Genomic DNA, 19,756 nt, shown 5'->3' on the forward strand with positions numbered 1-19,756 from the left:
CGTTGTCTCAGAGTCGATGGGACCGCGCGTCGGCTTCGCCGCGAGCGCGAGTGTCGGAGTTGGGCGGCGGGACGAGGTCGATGCCGCCCGCGGAAAACGGATGGCATCGGCACACGCGCCTGACGGCGAGATACGTGCCGCGCGCGGCGCCATGATACTGGATTGCCTCGCGCGCGTAATCCGAACAGGAAGGATAAAAACGGCAACGGTTGCCGAGCATCGGGCTCACGGCAACCTTGTAGAAGCGCAGCAAGGCGATCAATACCGTTTCCATACCTTGGGCGGCGCCGTACGACGCCGCGTCAAAACCGGCCGGGCGGGCGCGAACGCCGCACCGGGCACGGATGCGTCACTCGGACGCGGGCTTCGACGCGCGGCGGGCGATTTCCCGGACTGCCCTGTCGAGCAGTTCGCGGATTTCGGCCGCGCACATCGCCGCGAGCGGGGCGGAAGCCGCGCTCGGCAGCGCTTTCTTGTCGAAGCGCGTGTGCTGCCGCAGCAGCAGGTCGTAACCGGCGAATTCGGCCCGGCGCAAGCGAAACGCATCGCGCGCCAGCCGCTTCACGAGGTTACGGGTTACCGCTCGCGGCGCATACTTCTTGCCGATGACGAGCCCCAGACGCGCGGGCTGACCGGTCGGCTTGCCGTAGATCACGAAGTGCGCGGAACGCCGCCACGGGCGCAAACGAAAAACGGATGAAAATTCATCCGTTTTCAGAAGTCGCGCAGCTTTCGGGAAGGCGGCTTTCGTCTGCGACGGATTCGCACCCGGCTCGACGGCACCTTCCGCGGGACTGCGGACGGCGGACACAGCGCGCAACCTGCCTTAGATGGCGAGGCGCTTGCGGCCCTTCGCGCGGCGAGCGTTGATGACCTTGCGGCCACCTGCCGTCTTCATGCGGACACGGAAGCCATGGGTGCGCTTGCGGCGCGTCACGGACGGTTGGTAAGTACGTTTCATGATGTTCTCACTTGTTCGAGAATGTCGAAATTCAGGGGACCGCGTGCCCTTAACCGGAGGCATTCGGGCGAACGCAATCGCCGGGAATACAGGATTGGTTTTCGCGGAACCCGCTATTTAAACCGTTTTTCTCTTGACGGTCAATACCTTAGGAGTCGTCCGCCTGTGCACACCCCAAGCGATCCGGCCCCGCGCCCCACAAACCCAGCCTGTGGATAAGTCCCGCTGTGGCTGCGTTTGGCGTTAGAATCTCGCCTTATCTCCAAGAATCCCGCACGCCGCTTCGGCCCGCGCCTGCCCCGCCAAGACTGTGACGCAGGCGTCCGACGCACGCTCGCACGACCGCTTCGGGCCTTGTTGCGCGACCGCGACAAGGGCGCCGGCGAGCCGCGCTGTGCACGCAAAAACGACAGCTACTTGATGAACGATTTCTGGCAACACTGTTCCGCACTGCTGGAGCGCGAGCTGACGCCCCAGCAGTACGTGACGTGGATCAAACCCTTGGCCCCGGTGGCCTTCGATGCGTCGGCGAACACGCTGTCCATCGCCGCGCCGAACCGCTTCAAGCTGGACTGGGTCAAGAGCCAGTTTTCGGGGCGGATCGCCGATCTGGCCCGTGAATTCTGGAACACGCCGATCGAAGTCCAGTTCGTTCTCGATCCGAAGGCCGGCATGCGCAGCGCCGCCATGGGCGCCGCACCGGCTGCTCCGCGCGCGCCGCTGACGCCCGGCGGCCCGGCCGCGACGGTCGCCGCGATCGCCGCCAACCTGACCGCGCATGCCGCCGCCACGCCCAGCGCGCCGGCCGACGTGCCGATGACGCCGTCCGCGGCCGCCGCGCACCACCTGAACGCCGACGACGCCGACATCGACCTGCCGAGCCTGCCCGCGCACGAAGCGGCGGCCGGCCGCCGCACGTGGCGTCCGGGCCCGGGCGCCGCGCCCGCCAACGGCGGCGAAGCCGATTCGATGTACGAACGTTCGAAGCTGAACCCGGTGCTCACCTTCGACAACTTCGTGACCGGCAAGGCGAACCAGCTCGCTCGCGCCGCCGCGATCCAGGTCGCGGACAACCCCGGCATCTCGTACAACCCGCTGTTCCTGTATGGCGGCGTCGGCCTCGGCAAGACCCACCTGATCCACGCGATCGGCAACCAGTTGCTGCTCGACAAGGCCGGCGCTCGGATCCGCTACATCCATGCGGAACAGTACGTGTCCGACGTGGTGAAGGCGTACCAGCGCAAGGCGTTCGACGACTTCAAGCGCTACTACCACTCGCTCGACCTGCTGCTGATCGACGATATCCAGTTCTTCTCCGGCAAGTCGCGCACGCAAGAGGAATTCTTCTACGCGTTCGAGGCGCTGGTCGCGAACAAGGCGCAGGTGATCATCACCAGCGATACGTATCCGAAGGAGATCTCGGGCATCGACGATCGCCTGATCTCGCGCTTCGACTCGGGCCTCACCGTCGCGATCGAGCCGCCCGAGCTCGAGATGCGCGTCGCGATCCTGATGCGCAAGGCGCAATCGGAAGGCGTGAACCTGTCGGAAGACGTCGCGTTCTTCGTCGCGAAGCACCTGCGCTCGAACGTGCGCGAACTCGAAGGCGCGCTGCGCAAGATCCTCGCGTATTCGAAGTTCCACGGCCGCGAGATCTCGATCGAGCTGACCAAGGAAGCGCTGAAGGACCTGCTGACCGTGCAGAACCGGCAGATTTCGGTCGAGAACATCCAGAAGACCGTCGCCGACTTCTACAACATCAAGGTCGCCGACATGTATTCGAAGAAGCGCCCCGCGAACATCGCGCGGCCGCGGCAGATCGCGATGTATCTCGCGAAGGAACTCACGCAGAAGAGCCTGCCGGAGATCGGCGAGCTGTTCGGCGGGCGCGATCACACCACCGTGCTGCACGCGGTGCGCAAGATCGCCGACGAGCGCAGCAAGGACGCGCAGCTCAACCACGAGCTGCACGTGCTGGAACAGACGCTGAAGGGCTGAGCGGGCGGCCGCGCTTGATAATTCGGCCTCCGCCCCAATTTAAGGGGGGCGGTTCGGTTTTGAGGCACAATACTGGTTTGACCGCCCCGGTGGTGGCGGGCCAAGAGCCCGGCCGGCGGGGCGCTGCGTGGCTGCTGCGCTGCAGGCCGTTACTCAACGAAGGAACTCTATGCAACTGGTCAAGACCGAACGAGACACCCTCCTCAGGCCGCTGCAAACGGTCAGCGGCATCGTCGAACGCCGCCATACGTTGCCGATCCTCGCCAACCTGCTGATCACCAAGAACGGCCCGGACGTTTCATTCCTGTCGACCGACCTGGAGCTGCAGATCACCACGCGCGCCGATTTCGGCGTCGGCGGCGACCAGATCGCGACCACCGTCGCGGCCCGCAAGCTGCTCGACATCCTGCGCGCGATGCCTGACGGCCAGGTCACGCTGTCGCTCGCCGACAAGCGCCTCACCGTTCAATCGGGCAAGAGCCGTTTCGCACTGCAGACGCTGGCGGCCGACGAGTTCCCGACCGTCGCGCAGGCGAAGGATTTCGGCGCAACGCTCACCGTCCCGCAGAAGTCGTTCCGCCAGTTGCTCGGCATGGTGCACTTCGCGATGGCGCAGCAGGACATCCGCTACTACCTGAACGGCATGCTGCTCGTCGTCGACGGCGACCAGCTGATGGCCGTGGCCACCGATGGCCACCGCCTCGCGTTCTCGTCGATGAAGCTCGAAGGCGGCACGTTCGGCCGCCAGGAAGTCATCGTGCCGCGCAAGACGATTCTCGAGCTGCAGCGCCTGCTCGAGGACATCGACGACACCGTCACCATCGACATCGCGCAAACCCAGGCCAAGTTCACGTTCGGCCAGGTCGAGCTCGTGTCGAAACTCGTCGAGGGCAAGTTCCCCGACTTCCAGCGCGTGATCCCGAAGGCGCACAAGAACACGTTCGAGATCGGCCGTGAAGAACTGCAGCGTTCGCTGCAGCGCGCGGCGATCCTGACCTCGGACAAGTTCAAGGGCGTGCGCTGCATCATCGCGCCGGGCCAGTTGAAGATCATGTCGACCAACGCCGATCAGGAAGAGGCGCAGGAAGAACTGGAAATCGCTTATCAGGGCGATACCGTCGACATCGGCTTCAACGTCACGTATCTGCTCGACGTGCTCGCGAACCTGAAGGTCGACACCGTGCAGGTGAGCCTTGGCGACGCCAGCTCGAGCGCGCTGATCACCGTGCCCGAGAACGACGAGTTCAAGTATGTCGTGATGCCGATGCGCATCTGACGCGTTCGACATCGCGACACACACCAGGGGGCGGCAAGCCCCTTTGGCGTTTTTATGGCGAACCGACAACCCGCCCCTTTGGTGCCTCTTCGGTGCCCCGGGGCGGGCCAGGAAACTCGAGCGGCCGGCGATTTCCCCCGCTGAAACGCACCGCGCCGCCACGAGAGTGGCCCCGCAGAACCGGAAGATATCCATGAGTGAACAGCACAATTCGCGACCCGATAACAGCAGCTACGGCGCTTCGTCGATCCAGATCCTCGAGGGGCTGGAAGCGGTGCGCAAGCGCCCCGGGATGTACATCGGCGACACGTCGGACGGCACCGGTCTGCACCACCTCGTGTTCGAGGTGCTCGACAACTCGATCGACGAAGCGTTGGCCGGGTACTGCAACGACATCCACGTGACGATTCACGCCGACAACTCGATTTCCGTGACCGACAACGGCCGCGGGATTCCGACCGACGTGAAGATGAACGACAAGCACGAGCCGAAGCGCAGCGCCGCCGAGATCGTGATGACCGAGCTGCACGCCGGCGGCAAGTTCGACCAGAACAGCTACAAGGTGTCCGGCGGCCTGCACGGCGTGGGCGTGTCGTGCGTGAACGCGCTGTCGAGCTGGCTGCGCCTCACCGTGCGCCGCGACGGCAAGAAGCGTTTCATGGAGTTCCATCGCGGCGTCGCGCAGGATCGCGTGCTCGAAGTGGTGGACGGCGTGGAAGTGTCGCCGATGCTCGTGACGGGCGACACCGAGAACCGCGGCACCGAAGTTCACTTCATGGCCGATCCGACCATTTTCGGCACGGTCGAGTATCACTACGACATCCTCGCGAAGCGGATGCGCGAGCTTTCGTTCCTGAACAACGGCGTGCGGATTCGTCTCACCGACCTGCGCTCGGGCAAGGAAGACGATTTCGCGTTCGCCGGCGGTGTGAAGGGCTTCGTCGAGTACATCAACAAGACGAAGACCAACCTGCACCCTACGGTATTCTTCGCCACCGGCGAGAAGGACAACGTGGGCGTCGAAGTCGCGATGCAGTGGAACGACAGCTACAACGAGAACGTGCTGTGCTTCACGAACAACATCCCGCAGCGCGACGGCGGCACGCACCTGACCGGCCTGCGGGCCGCGATGACGCGCGTCATCAACAAGTACATCACCGACAACGAAATCGCGAAGAAGGCGAAGGTCGAGACGACCGGCGACGACATGCGCGAAGGGCTGTCGTGCGTGCTTTCCGTGAAAGTGCCGGAGCCGAAGTTCAGCTCGCAGACGAAGGACAAGCTGGTGTCGTCCGAAGTGCGTGCGCCGGTTGAAGAAGTCGTCGCGAAGGCGCTGGAAGAGTTCCTGCTCGAGACGCCGATCGACGCGAAGATCATTTGCGGGAAGATCGTCGAAGCCGCGCGTGCGCGCGATGCTGCGCGCAAGGCCCGCGAGATGACGCGCCGCAAGGGTGTGCTCGATGGCGTCGGCCTGCCGGGCAAGCTCGCGGACTGCCAGGAGAAAGACCCGGCGAAGTGCGAAATCTACATCGTCGAGGGTGACTCGGCAGGGGGGTCGGCCAAGCAAGGGCGTGATCGCAAGTTCCAGGCGATCCTGCCGCTGCGCGGCAAGGTGCTGAACGTCGAGAAGGCGCGCTACGACAAGCTGCTGTCGTCGGAGCAGATCGTCACGCTCGTGACCGCGCTCGGTTGCGGGATCGGCAAGGAAGATTACAACCTCGACAAACTGCGCTATCACCGCATCATCATCATGACCGACGCGGACGTGGACGGTGCGCACATCCGGACGCTGCTGCTCACGTTCCTGTATCGCCAGATGCCGGACATGATCGAGCGCGGCTATGTGTATATCGCGCAGCCGCCGCTTTACAAGATCAAGGCGGGCAAGGACGAGCGGTATCTGAAGGATGACGCGGAGCTCAACGCGCACATGCTGCGGTTGGCGCTGCAAGGGTCGGAGCTGGTGCCGGGTGAAAATGCGGCGGCGATTTCTGGGGATGCGCTTGGGGAGCTGGCAAGGTCGTATCTGCTGTCGCAGAGCGTGATCGATCGGTTGAGCCGGTTGTATGATCCGGCGGCGCTGGAAGCGGTCATGGATGGGGTTGCGATCGACCTCTCCAATGAGGAGTCGACCGAGGCTTCGGCGAAGGCGCTTCATGCTGCGTTGCATGACGAAGCGCTGAAGAACGAAGTGCGCGTAGTGCCTTCGTATGATCCGGTTCGGGAACAGCGGTCGCTGAATGTCGAGCGGACACATCACGGCAATGTGCGGGTTTCGGTCATCGATCAGGAATTCCAGCACACGGCGGATTATCAGCAGCTCGTGGCCACCGCGAATACGTTCACGGGGCTTATCGGGGAAGGTGCCGTTATCAAGCGTGGTGAGCGCAGCATGGCCGTTAGCGACTTCAAGAGCGCGATGAAGTGGCTGCTGGCGGATGCTGAACGGAACGTGTCGAAGCAGCGGTATAAGGGGCTGGGGGAGATGAACCCCGGGCAGCTTTGGGAAACGACGATGGATCCGGCGGTGCGGCGGTTGCTGCGTGTGCAGATCGAGGACGCGATTGCGGCGGATGGGATCTTTACTACGCTGATGGGGGATGATGTCGAGCCGCGGCGGGCGTTTATTGAGTCGAATGCGTTGCGGGCGGGGAATATTGACGTTTGATTAAGATAACGTAGATATCCACCAACAACTCGCATATTTAAACAAAGCCGACGTTCGTCGGCTTTTTAAATAATATTGGCAAGATGGATGTGAAATTTATGAGCAATGAAGCCTGCTCACAAATTCACTTTCGGGTAACCGACGATTCGATCATCAATCAGCTTCCATCTCACCAACAGCCAATACAGCGATTCAAGACATGCAACAATCACTGAAACTAACCGAGGTCGCCACATGAGCAAGAATGACTATTCTGCCGACCCTCTATCAGTAGTACGCGGCTGGCCCATCAAGAAAATCCCCCTAAACAAAATAAAATCAAAAGAAAATTTCGCACTCGACGAAATATTTCAAAACAAATACATTGGATATTTAAGAGGAAAGCTAACCGCCTATGCCACTCGCGAACCGATAATCAATATAAAGCCCGGATTTTTCAAACCCAAAAAGCCAGATGGCGGATTCGATTACATCATAGACGAAGTCGATTCCAGTCACATTTCCGCCATGTCATATTTAATTCAGCGAGGTGATAGACAACCGCTCTATATTTACAAAAATCCAAACAAGTCAGATCCACATCACTATGTTTGCCCAGACGACGTCTCCACCTACTTTGCCTATCAAAATCTCGGGATCGAGATCGTTCCAGTAGTTTTACTCGACAATCCTGGCGACATCAAAGAATCAGCAATTGGAATAAAAACTATAATCTCATCGAGAATTGGGCCGATATCCTACATGAGCAACACCGTTGGAGTGACGCATGACTTGGTGCCATCCTTTTTTGAACTAGACCGCCCAGAAGATTCAACATCAATTGACAGAATAATCGAAGCCGTTGATTTTGCGAGAAATAAAGTCAGAAAATTCCATCGCGACGGCGATGAGGTAATGCACTACCATCATACGCTGCATTCCGTTTTGCTTAGGGTCAGAGAGTCTCTAGTTTCAATAAAAATTCTATTTGAGAATGAGCTCCACCTAAATTCCATCTCCATCCTAAGAAGTCTATATGAACTCGCCCTGACTTTTTACGTAGATTGGCTGGCCCCCACGGAGATGTATCGATACTTGCAACTTGCGGCAGTTGAAAATCAAAAGAAATGGGAAGAGCGCTGCAAGAATATGTACAAAGACGAAGTAAAAAGAAGGGAACTCTCAGAGCAAGATGCGAAATTACTTATTGATGGTCACATTCGCGCGTACAGACTTGCCAGTGTAATCAGCGAGAAAGCGAGGATTTTTCCATTTGGCATCGATCATCACCGAGATATTTACGAATTTCTTTCGGACATAACTCATCACGACTTTAGCATGATCGCACGCTACACATACACACTCGAGCACGGAGACAGCGCCGTGTTTGTCGAAGATGCAAAACGAACAGTAATCCATTTTGCCGACTTACTGTCCGCCTCAATCGTAACAAGAATACTTGGAGATACTGGAGTCACCGATAATCCATCGCCCAAATGGCGATTAACTGACCCTGATCCAATAAATAGTACGATCCAAAAGTAGAGAAATTCGGCATGATGTGTCGACGGCATCATCGACGCGATCGAGCGACCCATGCGAGTCGAGTTGTTCAATTCGCATCAGCATTCACTCGAAAACGTTAAGGCGCTATTTTTTAGCCATCGCCGTAATGAGCGCCTGGCGGCATTGATCCAGAACTTCAAGCGACGTCGCCTGATCTCAAAGAAGACGCTTTCAATGCTGTTCTCCGGCGACACTTTCCAGCGCATTCAGGAAGACGGCCTGACGCTAGACACTCATCTGCTAGCCGTGCTCGAAATCGTCGCGATCACGTTCAAGAGTTTCCATTTTCTACGTCGCGTGTTCGACCTGAGCCAACACTACCGCGAGGCCACCAACGAGGAAGTGGAAGCGTTCATAGCGCACGAAAACATTGCTGTGGAGGACGCCGCGGCCTTCGTGGCTAAGGCCGGCCCACTCATCCGAAAGAAAATATCTTTCATTTCACAATCAGGCATTCTCGATGCCCACACTGGCCGCCAAATCGCCAACGCCGCGCAACAATTCAATCTGCAAGTCCGAATCGACGAAGATGACCGGATCATTTTGCCGACCGACAAAGCGGAACTCCGAAAGTTGCTGAAATTTCTCGACGAGGACTATTACGAATCGGCGCTGTACAAAAGCCACTTCGTGTCAAACTCGAAGCGGCTAGCCGACTGACATCGCTATTCCGGGCTTTTTAAAGCGAGAGATTGACCCGAACTCTCTTTCTTGTTCGATTCGATGTTCTCATCCATCCTCACACATTAACTCATTGGCGCACAAGGCCGTATTTAGCACAACGCTTCCGTTATATTGGATGATTCGGCAAAATTGGCGTCGTTTATAATCAGCATGAAAAACGTGAACGAAGACGCGCCGGTCTATAACACCAAGACGTCGACAGCGGCACGGCTTCGCGGCTTCGAAACTGATAAAAACGGTCTGCTCGCCGCCAAGGCCGCGCTACTCGACACGCCCCCATTCACGCCTTCCAACGCCCTGCCAAATCCACTGTGACGCGACTCGCGCCCCCCGCGCCACCCTTCGGGTCGAGGCGAGCGCCGCACGCGCGGCGCAGCGCACCCTTGACGCTACTATGGAAAATGCTCATTGGTTGCGCGCGACGCCTCGACGACCGAAACCATGGAAAGCGGCTTTTGGTCGCGAGAATCGCGGCAAACCCCAAATGCCGCTATCGATGTCGAGCTCCATCGTCATATTTCCCATCCGCGATACTCCAAGGCGCGTTCGATGCAATCCCTGTCGGGATAGTGCCGACGGAATTCAGGCAGGACCAAGGTGGGCTGCAGCGATCTCACGAAATTTTCCAACCCTCCGTCGAGCCCCGCTTCTTGCAGATCGTGGACCCTCCGATTGCTAATCCGAATGCGGTATTCGGTATCGAAGGCAACCAGATTCGAATCGTATGCAAAGTGATGCAACTTGCACAGCGCGACGCCGTTGTTGACTTCGTCGGTGCTGTCAGGCGCAGCGACTGGGACAATATGTGCCGCGTCTAACAGTTTGAGCTGCACGCCGCAAAACGCGCACCGATGAAGATACGCGTCGAGCACCCGTCGGCTGAAATCTTTTGCTCGATATTTTTGCCTGATCGTCTTGATAAGCAAACGTCGTGGCCCGTTCCGAACACTCTGAATGTCCTCATCAGACAAATCATCGAGGTGATCCATCAGCGCAATGTCTCGATGCGCCCAACCCGTTTGGTGAAAAAGGTCCTTGCAGGACACATACTCCATGAAGAGGAATGGCGCAAAAGCGACTACCACTTCGTTCTCTTTCTCTTGCGTGGAGAATGCGCCCTCTTGCGCAGCCAACAACGTCTGCTCTTTTACCTGCGCCGACGGTGAAACCGAGTTTTGTTGGATATGGGCCTCGACATCCCAAGCGGCGAACACGCCCAATTCGTCCCGCCAACCAAGGAGTAGCGTCCTCTCGCCCTTTCGCTGCTCCAACTGGCCGCTCGTTGACTGGATTCGGTATTCATTCCACGCGCGGCTTCCGCCTCCGTGAGTGCAGTTCCAAATGTAGACCCGCAGGTTTAAGACCATCCCCGAATCAGACTCTCGGGCCCGAATCAGAAAGGGATGCCGACGCTCGATGACAACCGGAAGCCAACCACTCTCTTTGATCGAGTCCAGCACTCTGCCCAGCAAGTCAGTCTTTGCAAGTCGCGACATTGTTCCCCCGGTTGCGGTTCTTTGCGTCAGATGATAGCGAAACCTTACGAGCTCTGGGATACGAGAAATTCCTGGCATCGGCCCAGGTTATCGTATTACAATAAACTACTAGTTAGATGCATTCGCAAAATCGGTGCGCCACATAGAGGAACAGAATGGTCCGTCCGCATGTCTCCGAACCCCGGGACAACATCGCGAGCCTCCGGCTCACCCTGAACGAACGGCAAGAAATGGAGGCAATCTCCAATGTGTTGGGGTTCAAGTCGCTGAGCGACTACATTCGCCATCTTCACAACACCGCCGCGAGGCAGGACAAGAAGCCGGAGCGAATCAACGGCGAGAGCTATGGCCCCTTCTCGGTCGCTCACGAAACGAAGCTCGGCAAGATATACAACGGCAACTCGCTCGAATATTTGCATCATCGCGCGAAGCCCAATTCCGTCAACTTGATCATGACCTCGCCGCCCTTCGGCTTGGTTCGCAAGAAGTCGTATGGCAATGAGGATGCGGCCGCTTACTGCGATTGGTTCCGCCCGTTCGCGGAGGGGTTCAACCGCGTGCTGCGCGACGATGGAAGCTTGGTGATCGACATCGGCGGCGCCTGGAAGCCTGGCACGCCGACACGGTCTCTCTACCACTTCAAGCTGTTGATCATGCTCTGTGAGGAGTTCGGCTTTCACCTCGCCCAGGAGCACTACTGGTGGAACCCGGCCAAGCTGCCCTCGCCTGCGGAGTGGGTCAACATTCGCCGGGTGCGCGTCAAAGACGCCGTTAACTGCGTGTGGTGGCTCTCGAAAACGCCGTATCCGAAAGCGAACAACAAGCGAGTTCTCGCACCGTATTCCGAGTCGATGAAGGGGCTCTTGAAGAACGGCTACAAGGCGAAGCTGCGACCGTCCGGGCATGACATCTCGGAAAAATTCTCGAAGGACAACGGCGGATCCGTGCCGCCCAATTTGCTCGCCATCGCGAACACCGAGAGCAACGGGCAATACCAAGACTACTGCCGCGCGAACGAGATCGACATTCACCCGGCCCGCTTCCCTGCGCTGCTACCGGAGTATTTCATCAGGATGCTGACCGATCCGGACGATCTGGTGGTCGACCCATTCGCCGGGTCATGTGTGACCGGTATGGTGGCTGAAAATCTGCGCCGAAAATGGGCCTGCGTCGAGCTGTCGAGCGAATACATTCGCGGCGGCATGGCGCGTTTCCAAACCGGCACCGAAAACGCGCGCTCGCGTCCCGCTAATTACTCGATCAGCACGCCTTGCTCGCAGCCGACAGACGAAACGGAGGTGCCGTTGGTAGCAAACGGCGGGGCCACAAGATAAGAGACGCCAAGCGCTGGCGCTAGACAGGATTGGCGGCAAGTCTGCGATGCAGCCTTGCCGCCCACGCGATCAAGGCCCCGCTCGCCAATCCTGAAAAATCAGTCAGGCCAATCGGCTTTGCCCCGTTCGTTGATTCTTCGAAGCCCGCCAATCCCGAACACACCACCGCGCAGTCGCGAAGCATCGTTCGCGCTTGCTCGACGCTTTCGGGACGCGAATCGCGGCAATAGCGCACAAGCTGGGATATCGCGTCGACGATTGCGGCTGACGCCGATAGCGGGGAGCCGAACCATTTGCATTCGAAGTGGGCGACGTCGATTCCGGTTGCGGCGTCTCGAATCGAGACATCGGCGCGCGCCAGGCCCATTCCTGCGCTCAGAGCTTCCGCCGTCTCTCGGATCACGGCTTCGGATGGGTCTAGATGCTCGGCCGCTCGCTTGGGCAGCGCGTTCTGCCATCTGATCCGATAACGCCCGACGGCCATGATCTCGGAGCCACCGGCAATCGAGCCCTTCCATCTAATCCGCGCGCCCGTTTCCATCGCCAAAGCTTCGGCCGCCGAAAGCGCGGTCGCCAATTCGAGCTTCTGCCAGTCTTCCAACTGAGCGACCAGCGTGCTCGACAAAATGGAGCGTATCGCGTCCTCGTCCATGCGCTCGACGCCTTCGAACAGAAGCATCGAATCCGCGGCCATCCGGTAGAGCGGCGACAAACCCTTGCGCGCGTCCCTTATCGCAGCCGCGCCAGGCCTGCGCCGCCCTGCAGGCGACAACATCACCTCGCGCAGCATCCGAGTGCGGCTGGCGCGTTCGAGAAGGCCCACGCGCGCATGTATCCAATCCTGGTCAGGGCCGAGCCTGTGCCGGCGAATGGCCGACAGTGTCAGCGACTCGGCTTCCCGAAGCACCCAGGCGAGAACATGGTTGCGGCGAGTCAGCGTGGAGAGCGCCGGCTCGGACACGACAAAGAGAGTCGAGTCACCTGAAAGCTCCTGCTCGCAGAGCGTCGCCCGAGCGTCGACGACTCCTGGTATCTGGCCAGAGTGCGTTTGAGTTTCGAAAGTGATCGAGGATCGAATGTCTCGCGGGTTTGCGATCACGCGCTCCGCGATGCGCCGAACCCCGTCAGAAAGTGCCCAGCGTAGCAAAAGCTCCTCGCGCTCCTCGATGTCGGCGCGCGGAGTCTTCGAATCCCATCCGTTGCCATGTGGAGATCGATGGCAGCGCAAGAGCGCGGCTAAGCAATGGTCGGACAGCGTGGAGTCAAGTGGGATGCTCAGGGCGCAAGCTCCATGAAACGTTGCTCGACGTCGGCCGCCACGCCGCTCGACAGTCTCCAAGCCGAGACGATAGCCGAGGAGCAATCCATCGCTTCCGCGCGGCTGATGCCGTCGAGCAACGGCAAAAAGGTCGAGGCCATCACCACGACGAAGGTCTCTTGCGTCTGCGGCGTCGGTGCCGACAGAAAATCGATGTCGGGGTCCATCGCGGCGGCAAGCTTCAAGAAATCAATAACGGGCGCTCCGCCCAACTCGCGGTGCCGATTGACGATCGCCCACAAATCCGCGACCGGATTCGGCAACGCGGCGTCAGCGCGCCCTTTCAGCAACCCAAGCTTTTCGAGCCGTTCTCGGACAAAGGCCGCCGGGTCTTCGGGTATGCCGATTCGAACCCACGTGAAGCGCCGCGACAACGCGAAACTGATCTGCTCCAACTGCGACTTGTCGACTTGGTTGAGCGTGCACAGCATCGCCCATGCGGGACTGGGGGCGAACTCGTGCTCTGCCTTGGAAGGGTTGGGCTTTGGCAGGATGCGATAGCTCTCGCTTGTCGCGTCTTCGACCTTCACTCGATACGGCAGGGAAGTCGATTGCCCACTCAGAACGGAAAACAACGGCCCGATCACCTTGTCGATCGGGCAGCGATTTAGCTCGTCGATGATAATCGGCTTGTGGAAATCCCGCAGCATGGCGCCGGGCACAAATCCCATCTTGCCCGGCCCAAGCGGTTGATACCCGCCGACGAGATCTTGAGAACTCCATGACGATGATGCCGTCAACAGCGTGTAAGGCTCCTCGCCCTCCGAAAGAGCGTCGCCCGCGATCTGCTCGGCCACGTATTGGGCAAGCGTGGTCTTGCCGGTCCCGGGCGGCCCATGAAAGACGAAATGCCGCTTGCCAGCGGCCAAGGCTGCGTTGATCAGCTTGTAGACAACCGGCGGAACGCCGAAGAGATCCGGAGCTGGCAACACCTCCAAATTCTGCGCGGGCTCGATTTCGGCGTCCGCTTCGGCCTCGAACACCGAGCCAAGGTCGTATTGCAGCCGCTCCATGTCCTCTCGGCTGGCCGCCGAGTAAACGCCGAAGTTCGCGTTCCCGTCGCTCAGCCACGCCGACAGCGTGGCCGTCGCGTCTTCGTAGGTAAAGAGATCACCCGAAGCGAGTTGGATTGGCTTGGGCTCGGCCATTGTCTTGATCAGGCTGATGTGCGCGATGGGATAGGCCGTCTTCGGCGTCTCGCGGCCTTTGTAGGACAAGGTACTGTCCTGGACGTTGAAGTCGGTCAGGACATCGCCCGATGTGCCGACCGGCAACGCCTTGGCAAACGCGAACTGGACAATCCATTCCCATTCGTCCGGAAACCTATAGCTGGCTGGCCCTAGCTTGATCGCCGGCATCAGCCGGAACGCCGCGAGCGCGCACTTGCCAGCGCCGTTGTTGATGTAGCCGGGGGTCGTCGCGGCCGGAGGCGTCACGCCTGACGAATCTTGCGCGAGCCGGGCGACTGGAACCTCGCGCGTCGCGTCGATGTGGACGATCCATCGGGGTGGCTTGCTGCTCACCCCGCTCGGCTTCGCCCAATAACCGGTGTGATCAAGAACCTCTTCTTTGAGGGATAGATCCTTTGTTCCCGACGAACGGCGGGTATATGCGAAAGGACGAAGCGGGGCGGAGCTGGCGGCCTTTGCGGCGGCTTCTGCCCCTAGGATGTTGCGTGGCAAGGATGGCAAAACAGACCCTTTCTTCGGAGTTTTTCGCCATATTACGCGGGTCCGCCGCTAGTTACGAGCTCTGCTCCGATCGTGAGGAAGTACTTTCGATGACGATTCGCACACGCGACACCAAAAAGAGCTTGCAGAGTGCTCTTTTTTGTTTGCTCAACATTATCAGAACGTCGGCAAATCGATGATTTTGAAATGTCTATCGTTCTTCTCGATGCGAAGTTCAAGTCCAAGGGAACCCGCGTGTAATGCGGTATTGATTCCCCTCCTTTTGCACCATCTTTGCAGAAGACAAGCGCAACAAAGCGAAGATCGAAAAAGGCAATGGTTAAGATGTTATATGCCAATTTTTCTGAAGAGGCAAAACACCGCCAGATCTTCCCAAGCAGGAGCTGACCTTACTTGCCGTGAATGCTGGAAACACTGCTCTACCTGAAGCGTTATGGCGTCGTAAAAGGCAATGCAACGATGGCGGGCGGGTTGATTCAGGAGGTGACAGCAACAACCCCATCGAAGGCCTCGAACAGGCTTAGAGGACGATCCAGTCTCGTGCCTTGCAGAAGCGCATGTGACAGGCCACGCATCCGACCATCAGACGGGACGGACGGCAGGCGTCGTCGTTCATCGAAATCTAAGTCTATGTCGTGGTTTCCTGCGACGAAAACTCAAGAAGATATGCCGATTGGCCACTCGTCAAATTTTCTATATTTCGAGATGCCTAGTTAGGTAGACTCAAACAGCATCATCGCAAAAAGCGCGGGCCGCATGGGCTGCCACCCATACGACCCGCTGACCACCACCAACTCGGACAAGGAGTCGGAAGATGGCTAACGCCTATAGTAAGTCACGGCCCAAGAAGCTCAAACAGTATCCAACGGTTGAGCTGCCCCTCAGCAACGAGCCTGACCCTCCCCAAGATAGCCAACCGTACATGCCATGGATGCGCGCTATCGATGCGCATTTCGAGATGTTCGGATTCAAGCCGGGTGATCGCGTCTATCTTCGGTTCAACTTTGATTCTCGAAGGGTCATCATCACGCCCGACTACAGCGCGCTGAACTGGCGAGAGCAGCTCTATGGCGCAGCTGTGCAAGAAGAGAAGGATCTGGAATACGCAGCGCTAGCCCCTTTGCGCAGATCTACTGTCTGGTAATGGCTCGGTGTGAAGCACTTCGGCGCACGCCTTGACGCAAATGATCCGCGGCGGCGCTGCAAGTAACGTCAACAATCGTCACAACAGACGAAAAGTTGCATTCTGCCCTCTCCGCATCCGACGGCATCCCAAACGTCAGTGCATGCAGCACGGCATGCAGCCAGGCCGAATACTCCACACACATTTCCATCGCCGAATGCAAAAACCCCCGCCTTGTCGGGCGGGGGTTCTTGGCTTGAGGGGAGCCTGACGATTACCTACTTTCACACGGGAATCCGCACTATCATCGGCGTAGAGTCGTTTCACGGTCCTGTTCGGGATGGGAAGGGGTGGGACCGACTCGCTATGGTCATCAGGCAAAGAGGGTTGTTCTGCTGGCGTGGCCAACAGAACCAATCTGGGAAGAAGCAGTAATTTTGGGTTGTGAGCTGTATCTCACACGTACGCGGTACTTCAACCGTCGTACGTCGAGTGCCTTGCACTCGACGCTCGATGTCCGTAAGCGCTAAAGCGCCAACGGGCATCGAGACAGACTTGTTATAGGATCAAGCCTTACGGGCAATTAGTATCAGTTAGCTGAACGCATTACTGCGCTTACACACCTGACCTATCAACGTCCTGGTCTCGAACGACCCTTCAAGGGGATCCAGTCCCCAGGGATATCTCATCTTAAGGCGAGTTTCCCGCTTAGATGCTTTCAGCGGTTATCTCTTCCGAACATAGCTACCCGGCGATGCCACTGGCGTGACAACCGGTACACCAGAGGTTCGTCCACTCCGGTCCTCTCGTACTAGGAGCAGCCCCCTTCAAATATCCAACGCCCACGGCAGATAGGGACCAAACTGTCTCACGACGTTTTAAACCCAGCTCACGTACCTCTTTAAATGGCGAACAGCCATACCCTTGGGACCGGCTACAGCCCCAGGATGAGATGAGCCGACATCGAGGTGCCAAACACCGCCGTCGATATGAACTCTTGGGCGGTATCAGCCTGTTATCCCCAGAGTACCTTTTATCCGTTGAGCGATGGCCCTTCCATACAGAACCACCGGATCACTATGACCTGCTTTCGCACCTGCTCGACTTGTCGGTCTCGCAGTTAAGCACGCTTATGCCATTGCACTATCAGCACGATTTCCGACCGTACCTAGCGTACCTTCGTACTCCTCCGTTACGCTTTGGGAGGAGACCGCCCCAGTCAAACTGCCTACCATGCACTGTCCCCGACCCGGATCACGGGCCAAGGTTAGAACCTCAAACAAACCAGGGTGGTATTTCAAGGACGGCTCCACCGAAACTAGCGTTCCGGTTTCATAGCCTCCCACCTATCCTACACAGATCGGTTCAAAGTCCAATGCAAAGCTACAGTAAAGGTTCATGGGGTCTTTCCGTCTAGCCGCGGGTAGATTGCATCATCACAAACACTTCAACTTCGCTGAGTCTCGGGAGGAGACAGTGTGGCCATCGTTACGCCATTCGTGCAGGTCGGAACTTACCCGACAAGGAATTTCGCTACCTTAGGACCGTTATAGTTACGGCCGCCGTTTACCGGGACTTCAATCAAGAGCTTGCACCCCATCATTTAATCTTCCGGCACCGGGCAGGCGTCACACCCTATACGTCCACTTTCGTGTTTGCAGAGTGCTGTGTTTTTATTAAACAGTCGCAGCCACCAGTTTATTGCAACCCCTTCACCCTCTGCCCGCAGGGGCATCAAGCTACAAGGGCGTACCTTATCCCGAAGTTACGGTACCAATTTGCCGAGTTCCTTCTCCCGAGTTCTCTCAAGCGCCTTAGAATACTCATCTCGCCCACCTGTGTCGGTTTGCGGTACGGTCATCATTAGACTGAAGCTTAGAGGCTTTTCTTGGAACCACTTCCAATTGCTTCGCTCCCGAAGGAGCTCGCGCCACACCCTTGAATTACGCGCCCGGATTTGCCTAAGCGCCTTCTCCAATGCAGCGACCGGGACTTCCAACACCCGGACAACCTTCCGCGATCCGTCCCCCCATCGCATCTAACAATGGTGCAGGAATATTGACCTGCTTCCCATCAGCTACGCATTTCTGCCTCGCCTTAGGGGCCGACTCACCCTACGCCGATGAACGTTGCGTAGGAAACCTTGGGCTTACGGCGAGGGGGCCTTTCACCCCCTTTATCGCTACTCATGTCAGCATTCGCACTTCCGATACCTCCAGCACCCTTTACAAGGCACCTTCGCAGGCTTACGGAACGCTCTCCTACCATGCGAGCAAAGCTCGCATCCGCAGCTTCGGTATATAGCTTAGCCCCGTTACATCTTCCGCGCAGGACGACTCGATCAGTGAGCTATTACGCTTTCTTTAAAGGGTGGCTGCTTCTAAGCCAACCTCCTGACTGTTTTAGCCTTCCCACTTCGTTTCCCACTTAGCTATATTTGGGGACCTTAGCTGGCGGTCTGGGTTGTTTCCCTCTTGACACCGGACGTTAGCACCCGATGTCTGTCTCCCGTGATTGCACTCTTCGGTATTCGGAGTTTGCTATGGCGGGGTAATCTGCAATAGACCCCCCAACCATGACAGTGCTCTACCCCCGAAGGTGAGACACGAGGCACTACCTAAATAGTTTTCGGAGAGAACCAGCTATTTCCAGGTTTGTTTAGCCTTTCACCCCTATCCACAGCTCATCCCCTAACTTTTCAACGTTAGTGGGTTCGGACCTCCAGTACGTGTTACCGCACCTTCATCCTGGCCATGGATAGATCACCTGGTTTCGGGTCTACGCCCAGCAACTGAACGCCCTATTCGGACTCGCTTTCGCTACGCCTGCCCTATACGGTTAAGCTTGCTACTGAACGTAAGTCGCTGACCCATTATACAAAAGGTACGCCGTCACCCCTTACGAGGCTCCGACTGTTTGTATGCATGCGGTTTCAGGATCTATTTCACTCCCCTCCCGGGGTTCTTTTCACCTTTCCCTCACGGTACTGGTTCACTATCGGTCGATCACGAGTATTTAGCCTTGGAGGATGGTCCCCCCATCTTCAGACAGGATTTCACGTGTCCCGCCCTACTTGTCGCACACCTAGTTCTTTCATACTGTTTTCGCCTACAGGGCTATCACCTGCTATGGCCGCACTTTCCAGAGCGTTCGGCTAACAATACAAATAAAGAGTGCAAGGCTCATCCCATTTCGCTCGCCACTACTTTGGGAATCTCGGTTGATTTCTTTTCCTGCGGTTACTTAGATGTTTCAGTTCACCGCGTTCGCTTCACTGGACCTATGTATTCAGTCCAGGATGACCCAAAAGGGCCGGGTTTCCCCATTCGGACATCTACGGATCAAAGCTCGTTTGCCAGCTCCCCGTAGCTTTTCGCAGGCTACCGCGTCCTTCATCGCCTGTGATCGCCAAGGCATCCACCACATGCACTTGTTCGCTTGACCCTATAACGAGTCTGTCTCATCTTTCGACGCTACAGTCGCTACAGGTTGAGTTCTCGCGTTGTGCCGTATTCCAATTAGAGTCAAACTTAGAGTTCGAATCATCTTGAGATACATCGATACAATCACAACCCGGATAACTTCCACGTCCATCTCAAGACGCTTCCGCTATCCAAATTACTTACTTCTTCCAGATTGTTAAAGAACGACAGCCGATATCG

Annotated in this window: 14 protein-coding genes and 2 rRNA genes; 8 read left to right on the forward strand and 8 right to left on the reverse strand. The window is 57.8% G+C overall.

What is annotated here, in order from left to right:
• Positions 1-7: 7 nt before the first annotated feature.
• The 3 genes from yidD to rpmH all read right to left on the reverse strand — a co-directional run bounded on the left by yidD (position 8) and on the right by rpmH (position 961).
• Positions 8-274 carry a membrane protein insertion efficiency factor YidD gene (gene yidD, locus CFB46_RS04070; RefSeq protein ID WP_006750110.1) on the reverse strand — a complete coding sequence of 89 codons (267 nt, stop codon included), beginning with the start codon at positions 272-274 and terminating at the stop codon, positions 8-10.
• Positions 275-349: 75 nt separating this feature from the next.
• Positions 350-811 carry a ribonuclease P protein component gene (gene rnpA / locus CFB46_RS04075; RefSeq protein ID WP_031401531.1) on the reverse strand — a complete coding sequence of 154 codons (462 nt, stop codon included), beginning with the start codon at positions 809-811 and terminating at the stop codon, positions 350-352.
• A gap of 15 nt (positions 812-826) precedes the next feature.
• Positions 827-961 (reverse strand): 50S ribosomal protein L34, encoded by a 135-nt coding sequence (gene rpmH, locus CFB46_RS04080; protein ID WP_004198824.1) that lies wholly within the window; start codon positions 959-961, stop codon positions 827-829.
• Between the two features lie 420 nt (positions 962-1,381).
• Here rpmH and dnaA point away from each other — a divergent pair, with 420 nt between their 5' ends.
• The 6 genes from dnaA to CFB46_RS35800 all read left to right on the forward strand — a co-directional run bounded on the left by dnaA (position 1,382) and on the right by CFB46_RS35800 (position 9,447).
• Positions 1,382-2,959, forward strand: coding sequence for a chromosomal replication initiator protein DnaA (dnaA, locus tag CFB46_RS04090; protein ID WP_218827922.1), 1,578 nt, complete (start codon positions 1,382-1,384; stop codon positions 2,957-2,959).
• A gap of 169 nt (positions 2,960-3,128) precedes the next feature.
• Entirely contained in the window at positions 3,129-4,235 is a 1,107-nt protein-coding gene (dnaN, locus tag CFB46_RS04095; protein WP_006490996.1) for a DNA polymerase III subunit beta, read from the forward strand.
• Between the two features lie 193 nt (positions 4,236-4,428).
• Positions 4,429-6,903: a DNA topoisomerase (ATP-hydrolyzing) subunit B gene (gyrB, locus tag CFB46_RS04100; RefSeq protein ID WP_089499311.1), complete on the forward strand. Its 2,475-nt coding sequence runs from the start codon at positions 4,429-4,431 to the stop codon at positions 6,901-6,903.
• Positions 6,904-7,137: 234 nt separating this feature from the next.
• Entirely contained in the window at positions 7,138-8,427 is a 1,290-nt protein-coding gene (locus tag CFB46_RS35070; protein ID WP_143751580.1) for a DUF5677 domain-containing protein, read from the forward strand.
• A gap of 51 nt (positions 8,428-8,478) precedes the next feature.
• On the forward strand, positions 8,479-9,108 hold the full coding sequence (locus tag CFB46_RS04105) for a Kiwa anti-phage protein KwaB-like domain-containing protein (protein ID WP_089499312.1): 630 nt from the start codon (positions 8,479-8,481) through the stop codon (positions 9,106-9,108).
• A gap of 174 nt (positions 9,109-9,282) precedes the next feature.
• Positions 9,283-9,447 (forward strand): hypothetical protein, encoded by a 165-nt coding sequence (locus CFB46_RS35800; RefSeq protein ID WP_179235012.1) that lies wholly within the window; start codon positions 9,283-9,285, stop codon positions 9,445-9,447.
• Between the two features lie 197 nt (positions 9,448-9,644).
• Here the strand turns inward: CFB46_RS35800 and CFB46_RS04110 are convergent, their stop codons facing one another.
• Complete coding sequence (locus CFB46_RS04110; protein WP_089499313.1) at positions 9,645-10,706, reverse strand: HNH endonuclease; 1,062 nt, start codon at positions 10,704-10,706, stop codon at positions 9,645-9,647.
• A gap of 77 nt (positions 10,707-10,783) precedes the next feature.
• On the opposite strand from CFB46_RS04110, the gene CFB46_RS04115 reads away from it, so the two are divergent.
• Entirely contained in the window at positions 10,784-11,962 is a 1,179-nt protein-coding gene (locus CFB46_RS04115; protein WP_179235032.1) for a DNA-methyltransferase, read from the forward strand.
• Positions 11,963-11,981: 19 nt separating this feature from the next.
• Here the strand turns inward: CFB46_RS04115 and CFB46_RS04120 are convergent, their stop codons facing one another.
• Both CFB46_RS04120 and CFB46_RS04125 read right to left on the reverse strand, forming a co-directional pair.
• Positions 11,982-13,325 carry a hypothetical protein gene (locus CFB46_RS04120; RefSeq protein WP_143751581.1) on the reverse strand — a complete coding sequence of 448 codons (1,344 nt, stop codon included), beginning with the start codon at positions 13,323-13,325 and terminating at the stop codon, positions 11,982-11,984.
• Entirely contained in the window at positions 13,238-14,803 is a 1,566-nt protein-coding gene (locus CFB46_RS04125) for an AAA family ATPase (protein WP_143751582.1), read from the reverse strand. Before CFB46_RS04125 ends, CFB46_RS04120 begins: the two co-directional genes overlap by 88 nt.
• Positions 14,804-15,785: 982 nt before the next feature.
• Here CFB46_RS04125 and CFB46_RS04130 point away from each other — a divergent pair.
• Entirely contained in the window at positions 15,786-16,115 is a 330-nt protein-coding gene (locus CFB46_RS04130) for a hypothetical protein (protein ID WP_089499316.1), read from the forward strand.
• A gap of 244 nt (positions 16,116-16,359) precedes the next feature.
• Here CFB46_RS04130 and rrf read toward each other — a convergent pair.
• Positions 16,360-16,472, reverse strand: a 5S ribosomal RNA gene (rrf, locus tag CFB46_RS04135).
• 184 nt (positions 16,473-16,656) lie between these two features.
• A 23S ribosomal RNA gene (locus tag CFB46_RS04140) occupies positions 16,657-19,538 on the reverse strand.
• Positions 19,539-19,756: the final 218 nt, after the last annotated feature.

Source organism: Burkholderia sp. HI2761 (assembly GCF_002223355.1).
Taxonomy (GTDB): domain Bacteria; phylum Pseudomonadota; class Gammaproteobacteria; order Burkholderiales; family Burkholderiaceae; genus Burkholderia.

Bases quoted from the DNA above. Each gene is read 5' to 3' on its own strand.
- dnaN (WP_006490996.1), top strand. From the start codon at position 3,129: ATGCAACTGGTCAAGACCGAACGAGACACCCTCCTCAGGCCGCTGCAA.
- rpmH (WP_004198824.1), bottom strand. From the start codon at position 961: ATGAAACGTACTTACCAACCGTCCGTGACGCGCCGCAAGCGCACCCAT.
- yidD (WP_006750110.1), bottom strand. From the start codon at position 274: ATGGAAACGGTATTGATCGCCTTGCTGCGCTTCTACAAGGTTGCCGTG.
- CFB46_RS04115 (WP_179235032.1), top strand. From the start codon at position 10,784: ATGGTCCGTCCGCATGTCTCCGAACCCCGGGACAACATCGCGAGCCTC.
- CFB46_RS35070 (WP_143751580.1), top strand. From the start codon at position 7,138: ATGAGCAAGAATGACTATTCTGCCGACCCTCTATCAGTAGTACGCGGC.
- CFB46_RS04130 (WP_089499316.1), top strand. From the start codon at position 15,786: ATGGCTAACGCCTATAGTAAGTCACGGCCCAAGAAGCTCAAACAGTAT.
- dnaA (WP_218827922.1), top strand. From the start codon at position 1,382: ATGAACGATTTCTGGCAACACTGTTCCGCACTGCTGGAGCGCGAGCTG.
- gyrB (WP_089499311.1), top strand. From the start codon at position 4,429: ATGAGTGAACAGCACAATTCGCGACCCGATAACAGCAGCTACGGCGCT.
- CFB46_RS35800 (WP_179235012.1), top strand. From the start codon at position 9,283: ATGAAAAACGTGAACGAAGACGCGCCGGTCTATAACACCAAGACGTCG.
- CFB46_RS04105 (WP_089499312.1), top strand. From the start codon at position 8,479: ATGCGAGTCGAGTTGTTCAATTCGCATCAGCATTCACTCGAAAACGTT.
- CFB46_RS04110 (WP_089499313.1), bottom strand. From the start codon at position 10,706: ATGCCAGGAATTTCTCGTATCCCAGAGCTCGTAAGGTTTCGCTATCAT.